Below are 20,308 nucleotides of genomic sequence, written 5' to 3'. Positions count from 1 at the left end.
TCTTTCACTTCCTTTCGTCTCTCTTTCATCTTGCTTTCGTTTTTCGGTGTGATCTAATCAAAAACGAAAGTAGCCGCTCGAAGGAACGGGCGGTCGCCGGGGGATGCGTCTGTTGGAGCGTATTTTCGACCTCGCCATCATTGGAGGCGGTGTTAACGGCTGCGGCATCGCGCGCGACGCGGTGGGCCGCGGCAACACGGTTTTCCTGTGTGAAATGAACGATCTGGCGAGCGGGACCTCGTCCTGGTCGACCAAGCTGGTGCATGGCGGCCTGCGCTATCTCGAATATTACGAGTTTCGGCTCGTCCGCGAAGCGCTGATCGAGCGCGAGATCCTCTGGGGCATCGCGCCCCACATCATCCGTCCCTTACGTTTCGTTTTGCCGCATCACGCCGGCCTGCGCCCGGCCTGGCTGCTGCGCCTCGGCCTCTTCCTTTATGATCACATCGGCGGCCGCCATCTGCTGCCGGCGACCCGCTCGGTCGATCTCAAGCGTGACGAGGTCGGCAAACCGCTGATCCCGAACCGCTACAGCCGCGCCTTCGAATATTCCGACTGCTTCGTCGATGACGCCCGCCTCGTCGTGCTCAACGCGCGCGATGCCGCCGACAAGGGCGCCGAGATCCGCACCCGCACCCGCGCCACCGAGATCCGCCAGTCCGATGGCATCTGGACCGTCAGCATGGTCAACACGCTGACCGGTGCACGTTCGTCGATTCGGGCGAAGGCCCTGATCAATGCCGGCGGTCCCTGGGTCGAGGACGTGCTCGGCCGCGGCGCCGGCGTCAATGCGAAAGCCAAGGTGCGCCTGGTGCAGGGCTCGCATATCGTGGTCAAGAAGCTCTACGACCACGACCGTGCCTACATGTTCCAGAACGCCGACGGCCGCATCATCTTCGTGATCCCCTATCAGGACGATTTTACGCTGATAGGCACCACCGATCGCGACTATGACGGCGATCCTGCCAAGGTGAAGGCGACGCCCGAGGAGATTCAGTATCTCTGCACGGCGGCGAGCGAGTATCTGGCGAAACCCGTCACGCCCGATGACGTGGTCTGGACCTATTCCGGTGTGCGACCGCTCTATGACGACGGCGCCAACGAGGCCAAGGCCGCGACGCGCGACTACGTGTTCGAGCTCGACACCCCCGGCGGCGTGCCGCTGCTGTCGATCTATGGCGGCAAGATCACCACCTATCGGCGCCTCGCCGAAGAGGCGCTGGAGCGGCTCGCGCCCTATCTTCGCAGTGCGAAAGCGCGCGAGGGCTGGACCGGCAAATGGCCGCTGCCCGGCGGGGATATGGGTGTGTCCGATGTCGACGGCCTGATCGCCGAGCTTCAGCGTGGCTATCCCTTCCTCAGCCATGAGCATGCACGTCGCCTTGCGCGCGCCTACGGCACCAGGGCGATCAAGCTGCTCGGCGATGCCAAATCGGCCGCGGATCTCGGCCAGGCCTTCGGTGCGACACTGACCGAGCGCGAGGTGCGCTACCTCATGGCCAATGAATGGGCGGTCACCGCCGAGGATATCGTCTGGCGCCGCTCCAAGCTCGGCCTGCGACTAAGTGCCGACGAGATCGCGACACTTGAAGACTGGATCAGGACCCACGCTGTGCAGCAAAGTCCACTGCTGGAAGCAGGAGGACGTTCATGAGCGTGACACTCGATCACGTGACCAGGACCGTCGACGGCATCGCGCACATCCGCGACGTCTCGCTGACGCTCGAAAGCGGCACGCTGAATGTGCTGCTCGGACCGACGCTGTCGGGCAAGACCTCGATCATGCGGCTGCTCGCCGGCCTCGACAAGCCGAGCACGGGCAGGGTGCTGGTTGGTGGCAAGGACGTCACCGGCGCCGACGTGCGCCAGCGTTCCGTCGCGATGGTCTATCAGCAATTCATCAACTACCCCTCGCTGACGGTCTACGAGAACATCGCATCGCCCTTGCGCGTGCAGGGCAAGCCGCGCGGGGAGATCGAAAAGCGGGTGGCGGAGGCGGCAAAGCTGCTGCGGCTCGAGCCGTTCCTGAAGCGCACGCCGCTCCAGCTCTCAGGCGGCCAGCAGCAGCGCACCGCGATCGCGCGGGCGCTGGTGAAGGGCGCCGATCTCGTGCTGCTCGACGAGCCGCTCGCCAATCTCGACTACAAGCTCCGCGAAGAGCTGCGTGCCGAGCTGCCGCGCATTTTCGAGGCCTCGGGCGCGATCTTCGTCTATGCCACCACCGAGCCGACCGAGGCGCTGCTGCTCGGCGGCAACACGGTGTGCATGTGGGAGGGCCAGGCGCTGCAGATGGGCGAGACCGCCAATGTCTACCGCCGGCCGCAGACCCTGCGCGTCGCACAGGTGTTTTCGGATCCGCCGCTCAATCTGGTCGGCATCGAGAAGAGGAACGGTTCTGTGCAATATGCCGGCGGCGGCACGGCCTCGCCGGCCTCGGGCCTCTATTCCTCGCTCTCCGACGGCACCTATCGCGTCGGCTTCCGCGCCCATCAGCTCGGGCTTGCCAACGGCGAGGCCGATCGCCATGCCTTCCATGCCACTGTCACGGTGACCGAGATCACCGGTTCGGAGAGTTTCGTGCATCTGACCCGCGACGGATCGAACTGGGTGGCGGTGCTGCACGGCGTGCATGAGTTCGAGCCCGGCCAGACCATCGATGCTGTGCTTGATCCGAATGATGTCTTTGTCTTCGATGCTGCCGACCGATTGGTCGCAGCGCCGAGCTCGTAGGGGGATGCGCGATGGCTCGCATTGACCTCGTCGATCTCGCCCATTCCTACGGCGGCAATGATGCGCCACAGGAAAGCTTTGCGCTGAAGCCGGTGACCATGACCTGGCGGCAGGGCGGCGCCTATGCGCTGCTTGGGCCGTCCGGCTGCGGCAAGACCACGCTGCTCAACGTGATCTCCGGCATCATCACGCCCTCGCGCGGCAAGATCCTGTTCGACGGCAAGGACATCACGCCGCTGTCGACGCAGAAGCGCAACATCGCCCAGGTGTTCCAGTTTCCGGTGATCTACGACACCATGACGGTGGGGCAGAACCTCGCGTTTCCGCTCAAGAACCGCGGCGTTCCGAAGGCCGAGATCGACAAGCGCGTCGCCGAGATCGGCCGCCTGCTCGACCTCGAGCCCTATCTGAACCGCAAAGCCACGCGGCTCACGGCCGACGCCAAGCAGAAGATCTCACTCGGCCGCGGCCTCGTCCGCTCCGACGTTGCCGCCGTGCTGTTCGACGAGCCGCTGACGGTGATCGATCCCGAGCTGAAATGGCAGCTGCGCTCCAAGCTGAAGGCGCTGCATCGCGAGCTCGACCTCACGATGATCTACGTTACCCATGACCAGACCGAGGCGCTCACCTTCGCCGACACCGTCGTCGTCATGCATGACGGCCGGGTGGTGCAGAGCGGCACGCCGGCCGAGCTGTTCGACAAGCCGGCGCACACCTTCGTCGGCTACTTCATCGGCTCGCCCGGCATGAACATCCTGCCGGCGGAGGTGAGGGGACGCGAGGCCAGGGTCGACGGCCATGTCATCGCGCTCAACCGCGCTTACGACAATCTATCGGCAGGCGCCAAGATCGAGATCGGCGTGCGCCCCGAATTCGTCGAGGCCGTCACGCCCGCGCCCGGCCTGCTCAGCGCGAAGGTCGAACGCATCGACGATCTCGGTCGCATCCGCTTTGCGCGTGTGCGTGTTGGCGACGCCAAGCTCGCGGCGCGCGCGCCGGCGGGCTTCACGCCATCCGACGGCACGGCCGGGCTGAAATTCGATCCGTCGCATGTCCACGTCTATGCCGACAGCCTTCTGGTTGAGGGAACCGCCTGATGGACAAGACCGTCAACCAAAAAGCCTGGTTCCTGGTGCTGCCGGTGTTCCTGGTGGTCGCCTTCTCGGCGGTGCTGCCGCTGATGACGGTGGTGAACTATTCGATGCAGGATACCTTCGGCAACAACCAGTTCTTCTGGAACGGTGTCGGCTGGTTCAAGGAGCTGCTCGACCCCTCGACTGATCTCGGCGGCCGCTTTCTCGCTTCCCTCGGGCGAAACCTGTTCTTCTCGATGGTGATCCTCGCGATCGAGGTGCCGCTCGGAATCGTCGTCGCGCTGTCGATGCCGCGCCAGGGCTGGACCGTCGCGGCCTGCCTCATCATCCTGGCGCTGCCGCTCTTGATTCCGTGGAACGTGGTCGGCACGATCTGGCAGATCTTCGGCCGGCCCGACATCGGCCTGCTCGGCTACGTGCTGAATGCCATGGGCATCGACTACAACTACGTCTCCAACGAGGTCGACGCCTGGGTCACCGTCATCGTGATGGACGTCTGGCACTGGACCAGCCTTGTCGCGCTGCTCTGCTATGCCGGCCTGAAATCGATCCCGGATGCCTATTACCAGGCGGCCCAGATCGACGGCGCCTCGCGCTGGGCGGTGTTCAAGGCGATCCAGCTGCCGAAGATGAACCGCGTGCTGCTGATCGCGGTGCTGCTGCGCTTCATGGACAGCTTCATGATCTACACCGAGCCGTTCGTCGTCACCGGCGGCGGACCCGGCAATTCCACCACCTTCGTGTCGATCGAGCTGGTCAAGATCGCGCTCGGCCAGTTCGACCTCGGCAAGGCCGCCGCGCTGTCGCTGGTCTACAATCTGATCATCCTGATCGTGTGCTGGATCTTCTACACCGTCATGACCAATGCCGGCGTCGAACGAAAGGTCCAGGCGGAGAGCGAACCGGCGCTGGAGCCCAAGCCTGCGGCCGCGCTCAAGCCCGTGCCCGCGCTCAAGCCAAAGGAAGGAGTGGCCTGATGCATTCGATTCCCGGCCGCCGCCTCATCATGGGGCTGTTCCTGGTCTTCCTGCTGCTGCCGATCTACTGGCTCATCAACATGAGCTTCAAGACCAACAGCGAGATCGTCTCTACGATGACGCTGTGGCCGCACACGCCGACCTTGCAGCACTACAAGCGCATCTTCACCGACGAGAGCTGGTATTCCGGCTATATCAACTCGCTGGAATACGTCGTCCTCAACACCATCATCTCGATCTCGGTGGCGCTGCCGGCGGCTTACGCCTTCTCGCGCTATCGCTTCCTCGGCGACAAGCATTTGTTCTTCTGGCTGCTGTCGAACCGCATGGCGCCGGCGGCGGTCTATGCGCTGCCGTTCTTCAATCTCTATTCGGCGATCGGCCTGTTCGATACGCCCTGGGCGGTTGCGCTCGCGCACTGCATCTTCAACGTTCCGCTCGCGGTGTGGATCCTCGAGGGCTTCGTCTCGGGCGTGCCGCGCGAGATCGACGAGACCGCCTTCCTCGACGGCTATTCCTTCCCGCGCTTCTTCATCAAGATCCTGGTGCCGCTGATTGCTAGCGGCATCGGCGTCGCCGCCTTCTTCTGCTTCATGTTCTCCTGGGTCGAGCTGCTGCTCGCGCGCACGCTGACCTCGGTGCACGCAAAGCCGATCGCCGCGATCATGACGCGCACGGTGTCGGCCGCCGGCATGGACTGGGGCTTGCTTGCGGCGGCCGGCGTGCTCACCATCATTCCGGGCGCGCTCGTGATCTGGTTTGTCCGCAATTACATCGCGAGCGGTTTCGCGCTCGGCCGCGTCTGAGGAGGCATCAATGGAATCCATCGCATGGATGGCCTGGACGCTGCCGACGGCGATCTTCTTCGCCGCACTCGCATGCACGCTCGCGGTCATGACTTACCTTGCCGCGGTCTATCCCGAAGCCGAGCGCGTCGGCGTGCTGCGCATCCCGACCACGCGCGGCGATCGCCTGTTCATCTCGCTGATATCGGCGGCCGTCATCCACCTCTTGTGGATCGGCCTCGTCGGTACCGACGCGATCGCGACGCTGCCGATCGGCGAGGATGGCTTTGAGATTTCGAGCCTCTGGCTCGCAAGTGGAATTTCGCTGGCCACGGCCGTGCTCATTTTCCGCACGGTCTGACGCTCGCGAAGGGACGGCCAGATCCGGGGGCAACCGGGTCTGTATAAAAGTTTGTCGCTGCAACGGAGGAACAACATGCGACAGTTTAGGAGAAGGAAAGGTCCATTGACCAAGAGCAGCTTTCTGACCATGTCCAGCGCCGCCGCCATCGTCGCGGTGTCGTTCGCCGTCTCGGCGCCGGTGCGCGCCGCCGACGATGCCGCGATCCAGAAGTGGATCGCGGAATTCCAGCCCTCGACGCTGTCGAAGGAAGACCAGAAGAAGGAGCTGGAGTGGTTCGCGAAGGCGGCCGAACCGTTCAAGGGCATGGAGATCAACGTCGTCTCCGAGACCATTACCACCCACGAATACGAATCGCAGACGCTCGCCAAGGCGTTCTCCGAGCTCACCGGCATCAAGCTCAAGCACGACATCATTCAAGAAGGTGACGTCGTCGAGAAGCTGCAGACCCAGATGCAGTCGGGCAAGAACGTCTATGACGGCTGGATCAACGACTCCGACCTGATCGGCACGCACTTCCGTTACGGCCAGACCATCGCGCTGTCGGACTACATGACCGGCGAGGGCAAGGACGTCACCGACCCGATGCTCGACGTCAACGACTTCATCGGCAAGTCGTTCGGCACCGCGCCGGACGGCAAGCTCTATCAGCTGCCCGACCAGCAGTTCGCCAACCTCTACTGGTTCCGCTACGACTGGTTCACCAACCCCGACTACAAGGCCAAGTTCAAGGCCAAGTATGGCTACGAGCTCGGCGTGCCCGTGAACTGGTCGGCCTATGAGGACATCGCCGAGTTCTTCACCAACGACATCAAGGAGATCAACGGCGTCAAGGTCTACGGCCATATGGACTATGGCAAGAAGGATCCCTCGCTCGGCTGGCGTTTCACCGACGCCTGGCTGTCGATGGCCGGTAACGGCGACAAGGGCATCCCGAACGGCCTGCCGGTCGACGAATGGGGCATCCGCATGGAAGGCTGCCGTCCGGTCGGCTCGTCGGTCGAGCGCGGCGGCGACACCAACGGTCCGGCTGCGGTCTACTCGATCACCAAGTACCTCGAATGGATGAAGAAGTATGCCCCGCCGCAGGCGCAGGGCATGACCTTCTCCGAGTCGGGTCCGGTGCCGGCGCAGGGCAACATCGCCCAGCAGATGTTCTGGTACACCGCCTTCACCGCCGACATGGTGAAGCCCGGCATCGCCGTGATGAACGCGGACGGTACGCCGAAATGGCGTATGGCCCCGTCGCCGCACGGCTCGTACTGGAAGGAAGGCATGAAGCTCGGCTACCAGGACGCCGGCTCGCTCACGCTGTTGAAGTCGACTCCGGCTGACCGCCGCAAGGCGGCCTGGCTCTATCTCCAGTTCATCGTCTCGAAGACGGTGTCGCTGAAGAAGAGCCATGTCGGTCTCACCTTCATCCGTGAATCCGACATCTGGGACAAGTCGTTCACCGAGCGTGCGCCGAAGCTCGGCGGCCTGATCGAGTTCTACCGCTCGCCCGCGCGCGTGCAGTGGACCCCGACCGGCAACAACGTGCCTGACTATCCGAAGCTCGCGCAGCTCTGGTGGCAGAATATCGGCGATGCGTCGTCCGGTACGAAGACGCCGCAGCAGGCCATGGACGCTCTCGCGGCGGCCCAGGACTCCGTGATGGAGCGCCTGGAGAAGTCCGGCGTGCAGGGCGCCTGCGGTCCGAAGCTGCACAAGAAGGAGACGGCCGAGTACTGGTTCGCCAAGGCCCAGAAGGACGGCACGATCGCGCCGCAGCGCAAGCTCGCCAACGAGAAGCCGAAGGGCGAGACGGTCGACTACGACACGCTGATCAAGTCGTGGCCGGCGCAGCCCCCGAAGCGGGCGGAAGCGAAGTGACGTCGTAGACGTCGTCATGGCCGGGCTTGACCCGGCCATCCATCAAACACGAAAGGCCGGGAGCAATCTCGGCCTTTTTTCTTTTTGCGTTGTGTCGGACGCCGCCTCCCCGCGTCATTTGCAATGACGAGTCTGTGGCAGGTGTTTCCACATTCTCGGTGTCATCGTCCGACTTGATCGGGCGATCCAGTATTCCAGAGACGGGAGCGGGCCACGGAGAGGCCGCGGCGTACTGGATTCCACGCCTTCGCGGGGAATGCCAGCGGAGGTGTGGCGCGTCGCCGCGACGCAGCCGGACGCCCCCGCTTGACTCCCTGTCACATCGAATTCATGATCAGCATAATGCGATTGAAGTAATTGCATTGCGATTACTTATGCAGAACCCGTTTGGGCCAGCGTCGGCCCGTTCCGGAGGCCGGTAGATGGCATTGATCGAGGCGTTCAGGCAGTTGCTGGGCGACACGGCCGTGCTGACGCGCGAGGAGGATCTCGCTGCTGTCACCGAGGATTGGCGCGGCCGGTTTCGCGCGCCGGCGCTCTGCGCGGTGCTGCCCTCGACGACGGAGCAGGTCGCGGCGATCGTCCGTCTCTGCGTCGCGCATGAAACGCCGGTGCTGCCGCAGGGCGGCAACACCAGCCTGTGCGGCGGTGCGACGCCGTCGGGGCAGGGCAAGCCACCGGTCATCGTCGCGTTGACGCGCATGCGCCGAATCCGTTCGCTCGATCCCGTTAACAACACCATGGTGGTCGATGCCGGCTGCGTGCTGGCGACCATCCAGGAGAGCGCCGCTGCCGCCGGCCGGCTCTATCCGGTCAGCCTCGGCGCCGAAGGCTCGTGCCAGATCGGCGGCAACATCGGCACCAATGCCGGCGGCACCGGCGTGCTCCGCTACGGCAACACGCGCGACAACGTGCTCGGGCTCGAGGTCGTGCTGCCGGACGGCTCGATCTGGGATGGGCTCTACGCGCTGCGCAAGAACAACACCGGCTACGACCTCAAGCATCTTTTCATCGGTTCAGAGGGGACGCTCGGCATCATCACCGGCGCGGTGCTGAAACTGCATCCGCTGCCGACGGCGGAGGCTGTTGCCTGGCTCGCGGTCGACAGTCCGCAAGCAGCGCTCAAGGTGCTCGGCCTGTTCCAGGCCGCCTGCAATTCACGGCTCTCCGCGTTCGAGCTGATGAATGCGAAGCAGATTGAGCTGGTGCTGGAGCAGGTCCCGGGCCGACGCTGTCCGGTCGCAGAGATCAACACCTGGCACGTCCTCGTCGAACTCTCCGATACCGGCGATGCCGCAGTGCTCGCCGCGACGATGCAGACGGTGCTCGAACAGGCGTTAGAGGCCGGGCTCGTCAGCGACGGCGTCGTCGCATCGAGCGAGGCGCAGCGCAAGGCGATGTGGCTGGTGCGTCACAGCGTGTCGGAAGCCAACAAGAAGGCCGGCGTCGGCCTGACGTCGGACACCGCGGTGCCGGTCTCGACCGTGCCTGATTTCATCGACCAGGCCATGGCGGCCGTGCGTGCGATCGTGCCGGGTCTGCCGTTCATCATCGTCGGCCATATGGGCGACGGCAACATCCACCTCATCCCCTTCTTCAGCTTCGCCGAATGGGACGCGCTGCCGGATCGCGACGCCGTTGCACAGCGGATCCGCCGCGCCATGAACGACGTCGCAAGCTCGCTGCGCGGTACGTTCAGCGCCGAGCACGGCGTCGGCCGCACCCTGACCGGCGAGATGACCCGCTACAAGCCGCCGGTCGAGCTCGCCTTGATGCGGGCGGTGAAACAGGCGTTCGACCCATCGGGTCTGTTCAATCCCGGCCGCGTTCTGCCGCCGTCATCGGCGACTGAGGCGGCCGCCGCTTCGCCGACCAATGCAACATCGTAGAGAGGGGACTGACATGACCAACGCACCGAAGATCATCACTTCCCGCCGTCGCCTGCTGCTGGGCGCAGGGGCTGGCGCCGTCGCGCTCGCCGCGCCCTCCGTCTGGTCGCCGTCCCGCGCCGCCGGCAAGCGCATCGTCGTGCGCGACGACGGCGGCATCTACACCAAGGCCTATGGCGCCGTGTACTACCGGCCCTTCACCGAGGCGACCGGGATCGAGGTCGTCGGCGTGCAGGCCAATGCCGAGCCTGTCGCGCAGATCAAGACCATGGTCGACACCAAGAACTACACCTGGGACATGGCCAAGATTTCCTGGCCCGCGATCCAGATCCTGACCACCGGCGCCAAGCAATATCTGGAGAAGCACGGCCTCGAAGCCGAGCCCGTCATCAAGTCGATCCCGGCCGAATACGCATCGCCCTACGGCGTTGCCACCAACGTCTACACCACCGTGCTGGCCTATCGCACGGACGCCTTCAAGGGCCGCAAGGCGCCGCAGTCCTGGGCCGATTTCTGGAACGTGGCGGATTTCCCCGGACGCCGTTCGGTGCGCAAGCATCCGTTCGACACGATCGAGGAAGCGCTGATGGGCGCGGGCGCGCCGACCGCGCAGGTCTATCCCTGCGATCTCGACAAGGCCTTTGCCTCGCTCGACAAGATCAAGTCGCAGGTCGCGGTGTGGTGGACCAGCGGCGCGCAGGTCGAGCAGATGCTGACCTCCGGCGAGATCGACATGCTTCCGACCTGGGTGTCGCGCGCGCAGTCCGCGCAGGCGGCCGGTGCGCCCGTCGAGATTGTCTGGAACCAGGGCATCTGGGGTGCCGACAATTGGTCGATCCTCGCCGGCACGCCGAACGCCGATGCCTGCCGCGAGTTCATCAAGTTCGCCTCCGATCCGAAGCGGCAGGCGGCGCTCGTCGAATATTTCCCGGCCGGCCTGACGCAGCCGGAGGCCTTCAACTACGTCAAGCCCGAGGTCGCAAAGAACTGTCCGACCTATCCTGACAACATCAAGGCCGGGCTGAAGATCGACGCGAAGTTCTGGTACGACAACCAGGCCGCCGTCATCGAGCGCTTCAACAGCTGGATCCTGGCTTGACCGGCAAGGGAGGCGCCAAGGGATCGGAGCGGCCCATGGTCTCATCGAGCCTGCGCATTCACGAGTTGTGCAAGCGCTATGGCGACTTCGTCGCGCTGGCGCCGACCAGCCTCGATGTCGCGAAGGGCGAATTCCTCACGCTGCTCGGTCCGTCCGGCTCGGGCAAGACGACGATGCTCAGCCTGATCGCGGGCCTCGCCCATCCCGACGAGGGACGGATCCTGATCGACGACGCCGACGTCACGCATAGCCCGGCCTATGACCGCGACATCGGCGTCGTGTTCCAGAACTATGCGCTGTTTCCTCACATGACGATCGAGGACAACATCGCCTTTCCCCTGAAGATGCGGAAAGTGTCCGACGCCGAGGCGCGCCGGCGCACCGCCGAGGCGCTGGAGACGGTGCGGCTGCCGCACGTTGCAAAGCGCTATCCGCGCGAGCTGTCCGGTGGTCAGCAGCAGCGCATCGCACTGGCACGCTGCATCGTCTATCGCCCCGCGATCATTCTGATGGACGAGCCGCTCGGTGCGCTCGACAAGAAGCTGCGCGACCAGATGCAGCTCGAGATCAAGCGCATCCATCGCGAGCTCGGCACCACGATCGTCTACGTCACCCACGACCAGGAAGAGGCGATGACCATGTCGGATCGCATTTGCCTGATGAATGCGGGTGCGATCGAGCAGCTCGGCACGCCCCAGGATCTTTACTTCCGGCCGCGCTCGCTGTTCGTTGCCGACTTCCTCGGCGAGTCCAATCTGCTCAGCGCCACCGTGCGCAGCGTCGACGGCGACGGGCTCGACATCGTCCTCGCCGAGCAGGCGGGGGCGTCGCGCGCGGTCGGCAATGGCAGCAGTTTCGCCGCGGGCGAGCCGATCAAGGTCATGGTTCGTCCGCAGAACCTCGTGGTCGGCGGGGAAGGCGGCCAGCTCAGCGGCCGGCTCGTGGACGTGATGATCAGCGGCAGCCTGACGCGGCTCTACATCGCTCCGGAGATGGCGGGCCTGCCGCAGCTCGTCGCAGCGCACCCGACCCGCAGCGGGTCGGCGCCCTACGAGATAGGACAGCGTCTGTCGCTCGGATGGAATGCGGTCGACGCCGTCGCCATCCGCGACGGGAAGGGGATCTGAGCTTGGCCGCCCTGCGCACGATATCGCGGAGGCTGGCCTGGACGCGGGCTGCGATGGGCGCGCCGCTCATCCTGCTGCTCGTGCTGTTCCTGGTCTATCCCGTCGGCCAGTTGCTGCTGCTCAGCGTCTACGGCGACAATGGCTTCACGCTTGCCCAATATCGCCAGCTCTTTGCCTCGTCGGTTTATCTCGACGTCCTGCTGATAACCCTGAAGATCTCGCTGGTCACCACGCTCGTCTGCATCGCGACGGGTTACCCGATCGCCTATCTGATCTCGATCGCCGGCAAGGACCGAAAGACGAAGCTTCTGTTCTGGGTGCTGCTGTCGTTCTGGACCAGCTTCCTGGTCCGCGCGTTCGCCTGGATCGTGCTGCTCGGGCGCAACGGCGTCATCAACAAGATGCTGATCTCGCTCGGCATCATCTCCAGTCCTGCGAGCCTGCTCTACAATTTCGGCAGCGTCCTCGTCGGCATGGTGAATGCGCTGCTGCCGCTTGCCGTTCTGACCATGCTCTCCGTGATGGAGAACATCGATCGCACCTTGCCGCGCGCGGCCGCAACCCTCGGGGCGCGGCCGGGCATGGCGTTCTGGAAGATCTATTTCCCGCTGTCGCTGCCCGGCGTCGCCGCCGCCGGAATCATGGTGTTCGTCACCGCGATCGGCTTCTTCATCGTGCCGGCGCTGCTTGGCGGGCGCCGCGAGACCATGATCACGCAGCTCATCATCGACCAGGTCCAGCAGACCATGAATTGGGGCTTTGCCGGCGCGATTTCGGTGCTGCTGCTGCTCGTGGTCCTCATCGTCTTTGCGGCCTATGACCGACTGCTCGGCCTGTCGACCATGACCGGCGCATCCGCGCCTCGCAAGGCGGCGCCGTCGCGCTTGTTTGCCCCGGCGCAGAGGGTGGGAGATGCGCTCCTCACGCTGCTCGGCGCGATCTCGGACGGACTCCTCCGCCTGCTGCCGTCACGCCGTCGCGACCGCAATCCAGATCAGGCCGGCCTCGGCTTGCGGGCCTTCGTCTGGACCATGCTGCTCGTCATCAGCGCGCCGACCATTCTGATGATCCCGCTGTCGTTCGGCACCGGCGGCCTCAACTGGCCACCGCAGGGTTTCACCCTGCATTGGTACGAGACGGTGCTGAATTCGCCGGTCTGGACCCAGGCGCTGCTGCGCTCGCTGCTGGTCGGAATCGGCACTGGATTGCTGGCGATGCTGATCGGCACGCCGGCCGCGTTCCTGCTGGTGCGCAGCGACATTCCCGGCAAGGCGGCGTGGCTCGCCTTCATCCTGTCGCCGATCGTCGTGCCGCGCATGATCATCGCGGTCGGCCTGTTCTACGTCTTCGCGCGCATGGGCCTTGTCGGCAGCGCCTTCGGCCTCATTCTCGGCCATACCGTCGTCGCGGTGCCCTACGTGGTCATGACCATGATGGCCGTGCTGCGCAATTACGACACGCGGCTCGACCATGCCGCGCAGAGTCTCGGCGCGCGCCCGCTTGCCACGTTGCGCTACGTCACCTTCCCGATCCTCGGGGCCGGCATGATGTCGTCGTTCCTGTTCGCCTTCGCGACCTCGTTCGACGAGCTCACCATCGCGCTGTTTGCCACCGGCGGCTTGAACGCGACGTTGCCGAAGCAGTTCTGGGACGAGGTGACGCTTCAGGTCTCGCCCGCGATCGCCGCCGTCTCGACCTGCCTGTTCGTCTTCATGGGGCTTCTCATCTTCGTCGCCGAACGCCTGCGCCGGCGTGCTGCCGCGAGATAGCCGTCCCGCATCCCAACCAGAGGTTCTCAATCATGCTCACTGCCAATCGCCTCCGCGGCCTGTTCCCGGCCATTCCGACCCCGGTTAAGGCCGACGACACCATCGATGCCGGCGCGGTCTCGGCCATGTTCGCCTGGCTCAACAAGCAGGGCATCGATGGCGTGGTGCCGCTTGGCGGCACCGGCGAATATGGCGCGCTCGCGCGTGCCGAGCGGATCAAGATGGCTGGCCTGTCAGTGAAGGCGATGGCGGGCAAGGGCCCGGTCATCGCTGGCGTGCTCGACACCGGCTTCCACGATGCCTTGCAGGCCGGCCGTGAATTCGCAGCCGAAGGCGTGGACGGGCTCCTCGTTCTTACGCCATATTATACCAACCCGACTCAGGCGGGCATTCGCGACTATTTCCTGCGCTATGCCGATGCCTCGCCGGTGCCCGTCCTGATCTACGAGATTCCTTATCGCACCCGGATCGCGATCGAGCCCAAAATCCTGCATGAGCTGTCCAGGCATCCCAACATCATCGGCATGAAGGCCTGCAATCTCGACATGTACCATTTCCTCCAGGTCGTGGCCGGCGTCGACGAGAGCTTTGCGGTGCTGAGCGGCGAGGACAGCCTGTTCCCGCTGCATCTGGCGGCGGGCGCCAAGGGCGGCATCATCGTCACCGCGTGCCTGTTGCCGCGCGCCTGGCGCCAGATCTTCGAAACGGCGACGGCGGGCAAGACGGCGGAGGCGTTGAGCCTGCATCGCGGCCTGATTCCGCTGATGAACATGGCATTCGCCGAGACCAATCCGGGTCCGATGAAGGCGGTGATGGACATGGTCGGCGTCGAGGCGCCGCGCATGCTGGCGCCCCTGGTGCAGCCGGCGCCGGCGCTGGTCGCATCTCTCCGCGCCGAGCTCGGCCGGCAGCTGGCGATCTCGGAAGGCATCGCATGAAGGGATGGCAGCATGGCGCGTAGCAGCGGCGCGGGCGGCGGCCGGCCGGCGAAGGCAAAGGCCACCAAAGCCAGCACGAAGTCGGTGACGAAGACGACGGACAAGGCAGACGAGCCGCGCTCGTCGCTGTTCGTCGGCTCGACCGAGAAGGCGTTCCAGGTCCTGCATGCCTTCGACGGGCCGCAGCGCTACATGACGCTGGCCGACATTGCGCGCGCCGCCGATCTCGACCGCAGCGCCACCCAGCGCCTGGTATATACGCTGGAGACGCTCGGCTATCTCAAGCGCATCGAGGGTACGCGCAACTACGGCCTCACCTCGAAAGTGCTCCAGTTCTCGCACAGCTATCTCAAGGCCAACGATCTGATCGACCGCGCCTCGCCCTATCTGCTGGAGATCAGCCGCAATCTCGGCGAGACGACCAACCTGCACGAACTCGACGGCCACGAGGTCGTCTTCGTGGCGCGCTTTCCGGGCGCGCATCTCATCAACATCGACATCGTGATCGGCAGCCGGTTGCCGACCTTCTTCACGGCCTCGGGTACCGCAATCCTGTCGGCGCTGCCCGAAGAGGAGCGCCTTGCGCTGCTCGAACGGACGCCGCTCGAACCGCTGACGCCTTTCACCGTGACCGACCCAAAGGCGCTGCTGGAGCGCGTGCGTGTCGCCGCCCAACGCGGCTACGCCGTCATCATGAACGAGACCGTGATGGGCGACATTTCGGTCGCCGCTCCCATCATCGACGAGCACGGCCGCGCCGTTGCCGCGATCAACATCTCGGTGCCGACGACGCGCTGGACCAAGGAGCGTGCCGAGGCCGAGCTGGCGCAGCACGTCCACGTCGCCGCGACCTCGATTTCCAAATCGAAATTCAACCGCTACGCGGCCTGAGGCGGTTCTGGGCAGGAAAAAAGGCCGGGAGCGATCCCGGCCTTTTTCTTGTTGCGCTCACAATGACGAGCTCGTGGCACACGCGTCCCACATTCACGGTGTCATCGCCCGCGAAGGCGGGCGATCCAGGACGCCGCAGCTTCTCGGTTGAATCTCACTGCTGGTGGAGTACTGGATGCCCCGCCTTCGCGGGGCATGACAGTGTGCCCGCCGCTTACTCCGCCGGCTCGGCCGCCAGCGACGGATAGTCCGTATACCCCTTGGCGCCGCCGCCGTAGAACGTGTTCTTGTCCCAATCGTTCAGCGCCGCGCCCTGCTTCAGCCGCTCGACGAGGTCGGGGTTGGAGATGAACGGCTTGCCGAAGGCGATGAGGTCGGCCGCGTTCGCGTCCAGCACCTTGCTGGCGAGATCGAAGTCGTAGCCATTGTTGGCGACGTAGGCGCCACTGAAGCGCTTGCGCAGGGACGCATAGTCGAACGGGGCGACGTCGCGCGGCCCGCCGGTAGCGCCCTCGACGACGTGGAGATAAACCAGCTTCAGCGCGCTGAGGCCGTCGACGATGTGGTCGTACAGAGCCTGCGGGTTGGAATCCGAGATGTCGTTGGCGGGCGTCACCGGCGAGATGCGGATACCGGTGCGATCGGCGCCGGCTTCTGCCACGACGGCCTTGGAGACTTCCAGCATCAGCCGCGCGCGGTTCTCGATCGAGCCACCGTAAGCATCGGTGCGCTTGTTGGTACCGTCCTTGGCGAACTGCTCGAGCAGATAGCCGTTGGCGCCGTGGATCTCGACGCCGTCAAAGCCGGCCTCCAGCGCATTCTTCGTGGCGCGCTTGAAGTCGTCGATGATGCCGGGAATCTCGGAGAGCTCGAGCGCGCGCGGCTCGGAGACGTCGGCAAAGCCGCCGTTCACGAAGGTCTTGCCCTTGGCGCGGATCGCGCTCGGCGCCACGGGAGCAGCGCCATTCGCCTGCAGATCGACATGCGAGATGCGGCCGACATGCCAGAGCTGGATGAAGATCTTGCCGCCGCGCTCATGCACCTTGTCGGTGACCTTGCGCCATCCCGCGACCTGCTCCTTGGAGTAGATGCCGGGGGTGTCCTGGTAGCCCTGGCCCTGTTGCGAGACCTGGCTCGCCTCGGTGATCAGGAGGCCTGCGGAAGCGCGCTGGCTGTAATAATCGGCGGCGAGCGCACCGGGTACGAAGGTGCCGGGAACAGCGCGGTTGCGTGTCAGCGGCGCCATCACGAAACGGTTGGCCAGCGTGATCGGGCCGAGCTTGTAGGTCTCAAACAATTTGGTCGAACGGCTCATGGGAATGCTTCCAGGCGGTGAGAGGTCAGCAACACTTGTGCATCGCGATAACCCGCGCAAGGGAGGAGCCATACGGAAAGTGCAGGCGAGCTACGCGTGAGGCCTCGCGTAGCATAATTCATGTGCAATTTCGGCCACGACAGCAGAATCCCGCTGCCGCGGCCGTGCGATTGCGCAAATCAGGTCTGGCCCATGAAATCGCGCTTGCCGATCTCGACGCCGTTGTGACGCAGGATGCCGTGGGCGGTCGCGCAGTGGAAATAGAAGTTCGGCAGCGAGAACGCGCTCAGGAACTGCTGGCCCTTCAGGGTCGTGGTCTTATCGGGTCCGGTCGGGAAGGTGACGTCCTTGGCCTCGGCGCCCTCGAACTGCTCGGGCTTGAACGACTTCACGTAGTCGATGGTTTTCGCCAGCCGCTGCTTCAACTCTTCGAAGGTCTTTTCGGTGTCGGGATTGGAAGGCACTTCGCTGTGGGTCAGCCGCGCGCAGCCCTTGGTGGCGAAATCGCTGACGAGCTGGATCTGCTTCGACAGCGGCAGCATGTCCGGGAAAAGGCGGGAGCCGAGCAGCACGCTTGGGTCGATCTTTTTGGCCGCGCAATGCGCCTCGGCTTTCGTGAGCAGGCCGGTGAGGCTATTCAGCATTTGCAAGTAGGCGGGGACGACGGCGTCGTAGAAGGACATGTGATGCTCGCTTCAATGGTGGGAAATCTCAGGAGAAAACCTGAGCCACTCACATGGGAGCCTCATGGAAAAATACAATCGCGCAACGCCGCCTGTGCAGTGCGAAAATCCTATCGCTTCGCTACCCCGCTGTAATCGCCGCCCCACCCACAGTGTCATCGCCCGCGAAGGCGGGCGATCCAGTATTCCGAGACGGTTGTGATTGAATCGATAGGCCGCGGCGTACTGGATGCCCCGCCTTCGCGGGGCATGACCACGAGTTGAGTGCTTACCGCACCGTCGCCTGGGGCTGCGCCTGCGCCGTGCCGCCGCGCATCCGCGCCAGCAGCTCGGCGGTCGGCCAGGAATCCGCCGGCAGGCCGTATTTGATCTGCATCGCCTTCACCGCGGCGCGGCTCTGCTGGCCCAGCACGCCGTCGACCTTGCCGACATTGAAGCCGGCCTGGACCAGAAGCTGCTGCAATTGCTTGAGCTCGTTGAACGGCAGCTGCGCGACCGGCTGGGCGGGCTTTCGCATCGGCGCGGCACCGGCGATGCGCGAGGCGAGATAGCCCGCGGTGGTCGAATAGATCAGCGAGTTATTCCACTCGGTATAGGCCGCGAAATTCGCATAGGCCATGAAGGCCGGCCCATTGCGGCCCATCGGCAGCAGCACGGAGGCTGCGAGATTGTCGTTCGGCAGCGGCCGTCCGTCGGGATAGGTGACGCCTAACTGCGCCCATTTCGAGCGCGGCTGCTGCACAGTGAGATCGGTCTGCTCCCAGGGCAGATTCTGCGGCACCTTGATCTCCTCCAGCCACGGCTCGCCGCGCCGCCACTTCAATCCGTTGGCGATGTAGTTCGCGGTCGAGCCGATCACGTCGGGGCCCGAGCGCAACAGATCGCGCCGGCCGTCGCCGTCATAGTCGACGGCGTAGTTGACGTAATGCACCGGCAGGAACTGCGTCTGCCCGAGCTCGCCGGCCCAGGAGCCGATCATCTCGTCGGGCGTGAGATCGCCGCGGTCGATGATCTTCAGCGCGGCGATGGTCTCGCCCACGAACATCTCCGAGCGGCGGCAGTCATAGGCCAGCGACACCAGCGATTTCAGCGTCGGCAGATTGCCCATGTTGGCGCCGAAGTCGCTCTCCAGGCCCCAGAACGCAGCGATCACCGCCGGCGGCACGCCATATTCCTTCTCGGCACGCGCGAATGCGGCGGCGTATTGCTTGATGTGCTGCTGCCCGTTCTGCATGCGATACGGTGCGGCCATGCGTCCGGCAAATTCGGTGAAGAGCTGGCCGAACACGCGCTGGCCGCGGTCGCGGTTGACGATGCCCTGGTCGTAGACGAGATAGGGCGAGGCCTCCGCGATCGTCCGCTGCGACACGCCGGCGGCGACGGCCTGTTGCTTCACCTCGGCGAGGAAGCGATCGAAGCTCGCTCCGTTATGGCACGAGGCCGCACGCGGCGAGGGTGCCTTCGGCGCTGCGGGCTTGGGCGCTGCGGGCGGCGACATGAACTGGGCGGAGGCGGGAAGAGAGAGCGAGAGCAGAGCGGCTGCCGCGATCGCAAATCGGGTCTTGAGCATGAGGGTTCCGGAAGGGGAGGAGACGCCAGGATTCTTGTCGAAGTTTAATGGAATGATCCAGGTCAAACCAGTGCCGCGGCTCCGCGACGCACCTTGAAACCTTGCATCCGGGCCGGGGTCATCCCCACCTCATGTCTGCCGGCCTGCTGGCGCCTCCTGCCCGCCCGCGGCCGGTTTGGGAGACGGCCATGAACTATCTTCGTACCGCAATGCTGCTCGCAGGCCTCACCGCCCTGTTCATGGGCGTGGGCTATCTCATCGGCGGTGCCACGGGCGCCATGATCGCGCTCGTCATCGCGGCTGCGACCAATGTCTTCACCTACTGGAACTCCGACCGCATGGTGCTCTCGATGTACGGGGCTCATCAGGTCGACCGCGCCAGCGCGCCGGAACTGGTCGGCCTCGTCGCCGAGCTCGCCGGCCGCGCCGGATTGCCGATGCCGCGCGTGTTCGTGATGGACGAGCCGCAGCCCAATGCGTTCGCGACCGGCCGCAATCCGGAAAATGCCGCCGTCGCCGTCACCGTCGGACTGATGAACCAGCTCAGTCGCGAGGAGCTCGCCGGCGTGATCGCGCACGAGCTTGCGCATATCAAGAACCACGACACGCTGCTGATGACGATCACTGCCACCATCGCCGGCGCGATCTCCATGCTGGCGCAGTTCGGCATGTTCTTCGGCGGCCACCGCGACAACAACAGCGGCCCCGGCATCGTCGGCTCGATCCTGATGATGATCCTGGCGCCGCTCGGCGCGATGCTGGTGCAGATGGCGATCAGCCGCACCCGCGAATACGCCGCGGACGATCTCGGCGCGCGCATCGCCGGGCAGCCGATGTGGCTGGCCTCGGCGCTGGTGAAGATCGAGGGCGCCGCGCACCAGGTCCCGAACTTCGAGGCCGAGCGCAACCCGGCGACCGCGCACATGTTCATCATCAATCCGCTGTCGGGCCACGGCGTGGACAATCTGTTCGCGACCCATCCCTCGACGCAGAACCGCATCGCCGCGCTCCAGCGGCTTGCGGCTCAGCTCGGCGCACATGCGGCGCCCTCGGTCGGCGCCAACGAGAATTATCCGCCGCAGGGCCCGTGGGGCCGCTCGTCCTCGCGCGGGCCTTCCAATGGTCCTGCTCGCGGCCCTTGGGGCTGATGGAACCGATCAGGAATTGCGTCTGGCTTTGTGACCTGGCGCACACAGAATGGCCCTGGC

17 protein-coding genes are annotated in these 20,308 nt (G+C 64.9%); 14 read left to right on the top strand and 3 right to left on the bottom strand.

What is annotated here, in order from left to right; all coding sequences use genetic code 11:
- Positions 1 to 103 precede the first annotated feature (103 nt).
- The 13 genes from glpD (at position 104) to FOM02_RS34730 (ending at position 15,532) form a co-directional block, all read left to right on the top strand.
- Positions 104 to 1,654: a glycerol-3-phosphate dehydrogenase gene (glpD, locus tag FOM02_RS34790; RefSeq protein ID WP_027564309.1), complete on the top strand. Its 1,551-nt coding sequence runs from the start codon at positions 104 to 106 to the stop codon at positions 1,652 to 1,654.
- A complete protein-coding gene (locus FOM02_RS34785; protein WP_027564310.1) occupies positions 1,651 to 2,730 on the top strand; it encodes an ABC transporter ATP-binding protein in 1,080 nt (359 codons plus the stop codon). The genes glpD and FOM02_RS34785 overlap by 4 nt, the downstream gene beginning before the upstream one ends.
- An 11-nt stretch (positions 2,731 to 2,741) precedes the next feature.
- Complete coding sequence (locus FOM02_RS34780; protein ID WP_027564311.1) at positions 2,742 to 3,827, top strand: ABC transporter ATP-binding protein; 1,086 nt, start codon at positions 2,742 to 2,744, stop codon at positions 3,825 to 3,827.
- Positions 3,827 to 4,801: a carbohydrate ABC transporter permease gene (locus FOM02_RS34775; protein WP_027564312.1), complete on the top strand. Its 975-nt coding sequence runs from the start codon at positions 3,827 to 3,829 to the stop codon at positions 4,799 to 4,801. The genes FOM02_RS34780 and FOM02_RS34775 overlap by 1 nt, the downstream gene beginning before the upstream one ends.
- A complete protein-coding gene (locus FOM02_RS34770) occupies positions 4,801 to 5,607 on the top strand; it encodes a carbohydrate ABC transporter permease (protein ID WP_027564313.1) in 807 nt (268 codons plus the stop codon). The genes FOM02_RS34775 and FOM02_RS34770 overlap by 1 nt, the downstream gene beginning before the upstream one ends.
- Before the next feature lie 10 nt (positions 5,608 to 5,617).
- The gene (locus FOM02_RS34765; protein ID WP_027564314.1) at positions 5,618 to 5,947 is read left to right on the top strand and encodes a DUF2160 domain-containing protein; all 330 of its coding nucleotides are present in this window, start codon (positions 5,618 to 5,620) and stop codon (positions 5,945 to 5,947) included.
- 129 nt (positions 5,948 to 6,076) lie between these two features.
- The gene (locus FOM02_RS34760) at positions 6,077 to 7,819 is read left to right on the top strand and encodes an ABC transporter substrate-binding protein (protein ID WP_027564315.1); all 1,743 of its coding nucleotides are present in this window, start codon (positions 6,077 to 6,079) and stop codon (positions 7,817 to 7,819) included.
- A 422-nt stretch (positions 7,820 to 8,241) separates the two neighbouring features.
- Positions 8,242 to 9,708, top strand: a complete 1,467-nt coding sequence (locus tag FOM02_RS34755) for an FAD-binding oxidoreductase (protein ID WP_035730092.1) — start codon at positions 8,242 to 8,244, stop codon at positions 9,706 to 9,708.
- 13 nt (positions 9,709 to 9,721) lie between these two features.
- Complete coding sequence (locus tag FOM02_RS34750) at positions 9,722 to 10,807, top strand: ABC transporter substrate-binding protein (protein ID WP_027564316.1); 1,086 nt, start codon at positions 9,722 to 9,724, stop codon at positions 10,805 to 10,807.
- 35 nt (positions 10,808 to 10,842) lie between these two features.
- The gene (locus tag FOM02_RS34745) at positions 10,843 to 11,934 is read left to right on the top strand and encodes an ABC transporter ATP-binding protein (RefSeq protein WP_027564317.1); all 1,092 of its coding nucleotides are present in this window, start codon (positions 10,843 to 10,845) and stop codon (positions 11,932 to 11,934) included.
- 2 nt (positions 11,935 to 11,936) lie between these two features.
- On the top strand, positions 11,937 to 13,703 hold the full coding sequence (locus FOM02_RS34740; RefSeq protein ID WP_035730090.1) for an ABC transporter permease subunit: 1,767 nt from the start codon (positions 11,937 to 11,939) through the stop codon (positions 13,701 to 13,703).
- A 32-nt stretch (positions 13,704 to 13,735) separates the two neighbouring features.
- Positions 13,736 to 14,641 (top strand): 4-hydroxy-tetrahydrodipicolinate synthase, encoded by a 906-nt coding sequence (gene dapA, locus FOM02_RS34735; RefSeq protein ID WP_027564319.1) that lies wholly within the window; start codon positions 13,736 to 13,738, stop codon positions 14,639 to 14,641.
- Between the two features lie 12 nt (positions 14,642 to 14,653).
- Entirely contained in the window at positions 14,654 to 15,532 is an 879-nt protein-coding gene (locus tag FOM02_RS34730) for an IclR family transcriptional regulator (protein WP_027564320.1), read from the top strand.
- Positions 15,533 to 15,746: 214 nt separating this feature from the next.
- Here FOM02_RS34730 and FOM02_RS34725 read toward each other — a convergent pair whose 3' ends face one another.
- From FOM02_RS34725 to FOM02_RS34715, 3 genes are all read right to left on the bottom strand, one after another.
- Positions 15,747 to 16,847: an alkene reductase gene (locus FOM02_RS34725; RefSeq protein ID WP_027564321.1), complete on the bottom strand. Its 1,101-nt coding sequence runs from the start codon at positions 16,845 to 16,847 to the stop codon at positions 15,747 to 15,749.
- Positions 16,848 to 17,026: 179 nt separating this feature from the next.
- Positions 17,027 to 17,530, bottom strand: coding sequence for a DUF1993 domain-containing protein (locus tag FOM02_RS34720; RefSeq protein ID WP_027564322.1), 504 nt, complete (start codon positions 17,528 to 17,530; stop codon positions 17,027 to 17,029).
- A 268-nt stretch (positions 17,531 to 17,798) separates the two neighbouring features.
- Positions 17,799 to 19,100 carry a lytic murein transglycosylase gene (locus FOM02_RS34715; protein ID WP_027564323.1) on the bottom strand — a complete coding sequence of 434 codons (1,302 nt, stop codon included), beginning with the start codon at positions 19,098 to 19,100 and terminating at the stop codon, positions 17,799 to 17,801.
- Positions 19,101 to 19,288: 188 nt separating this feature from the next.
- Between FOM02_RS34715 and htpX the strand changes: the two genes are divergently transcribed.
- Positions 19,289 to 20,248: a zinc metalloprotease HtpX gene (htpX, locus tag FOM02_RS34710; RefSeq protein ID WP_027564324.1), complete on the top strand. Its 960-nt coding sequence runs from the start codon at positions 19,289 to 19,291 to the stop codon at positions 20,246 to 20,248.
- The last annotated feature ends 60 nt before the right edge of the window (positions 20,249 to 20,308 follow it).

It is taken from the genome of Bradyrhizobium sp. SEMIA, assembly GCF_014844175.1.
Lineage (GTDB): Bacteria > Pseudomonadota > Alphaproteobacteria > Rhizobiales > Xanthobacteraceae > Bradyrhizobium > Bradyrhizobium arachidis.
This window is presented reverse-complemented; position numbering and strand designations above follow the sequence as displayed.

Bases quoted from the DNA above. Each gene is read 5' to 3' on its own strand.
- glpD (WP_027564309.1), top strand. From the start codon at position 104: ATGCGTCTGTTGGAGCGTATTTTCGACCTCGCCATCATTGGAGGCGGT.
- FOM02_RS34785 (WP_027564310.1), top strand. From the start codon at position 1,651: ATGAGCGTGACACTCGATCACGTGACCAGGACCGTCGACGGCATCGCG.
- FOM02_RS34780 (WP_027564311.1), top strand. From the start codon at position 2,742: ATGGCTCGCATTGACCTCGTCGATCTCGCCCATTCCTACGGCGGCAAT.
- FOM02_RS34775 (WP_027564312.1), top strand. From the start codon at position 3,827: ATGGACAAGACCGTCAACCAAAAAGCCTGGTTCCTGGTGCTGCCGGTG.
- FOM02_RS34770 (WP_027564313.1), top strand. From the start codon at position 4,801: ATGCATTCGATTCCCGGCCGCCGCCTCATCATGGGGCTGTTCCTGGTC.
- FOM02_RS34765 (WP_027564314.1), top strand. From the start codon at position 5,618: ATGGAATCCATCGCATGGATGGCCTGGACGCTGCCGACGGCGATCTTC.
- FOM02_RS34760 (WP_027564315.1), top strand. From the start codon at position 6,077: ATGTCCAGCGCCGCCGCCATCGTCGCGGTGTCGTTCGCCGTCTCGGCG.
- FOM02_RS34755 (WP_035730092.1), top strand. From the start codon at position 8,242: ATGGCATTGATCGAGGCGTTCAGGCAGTTGCTGGGCGACACGGCCGTG.
- FOM02_RS34750 (WP_027564316.1), top strand. From the start codon at position 9,722: ATGACCAACGCACCGAAGATCATCACTTCCCGCCGTCGCCTGCTGCTG.
- FOM02_RS34745 (WP_027564317.1), top strand. From the start codon at position 10,843: ATGGTCTCATCGAGCCTGCGCATTCACGAGTTGTGCAAGCGCTATGGC.
- dapA (WP_027564319.1), top strand. From the start codon at position 13,736: ATGCTCACTGCCAATCGCCTCCGCGGCCTGTTCCCGGCCATTCCGACC.
- FOM02_RS34730 (WP_027564320.1), top strand. From the start codon at position 14,654: ATGGCGCGTAGCAGCGGCGCGGGCGGCGGCCGGCCGGCGAAGGCAAAG.
- FOM02_RS34725 (WP_027564321.1), bottom strand. From the start codon at position 16,847: ATGAGCCGTTCGACCAAATTGTTTGAGACCTACAAGCTCGGCCCGATC.
- FOM02_RS34720 (WP_027564322.1), bottom strand. From the start codon at position 17,530: ATGTCCTTCTACGACGCCGTCGTCCCCGCCTACTTGCAAATGCTGAAT.
- FOM02_RS34715 (WP_027564323.1), bottom strand. From the start codon at position 19,100: ATGCTCAAGACCCGATTTGCGATCGCGGCAGCCGCTCTGCTCTCGCTC.
- htpX (WP_027564324.1), top strand. From the start codon at position 19,289: ATGAACTATCTTCGTACCGCAATGCTGCTCGCAGGCCTCACCGCCCTG.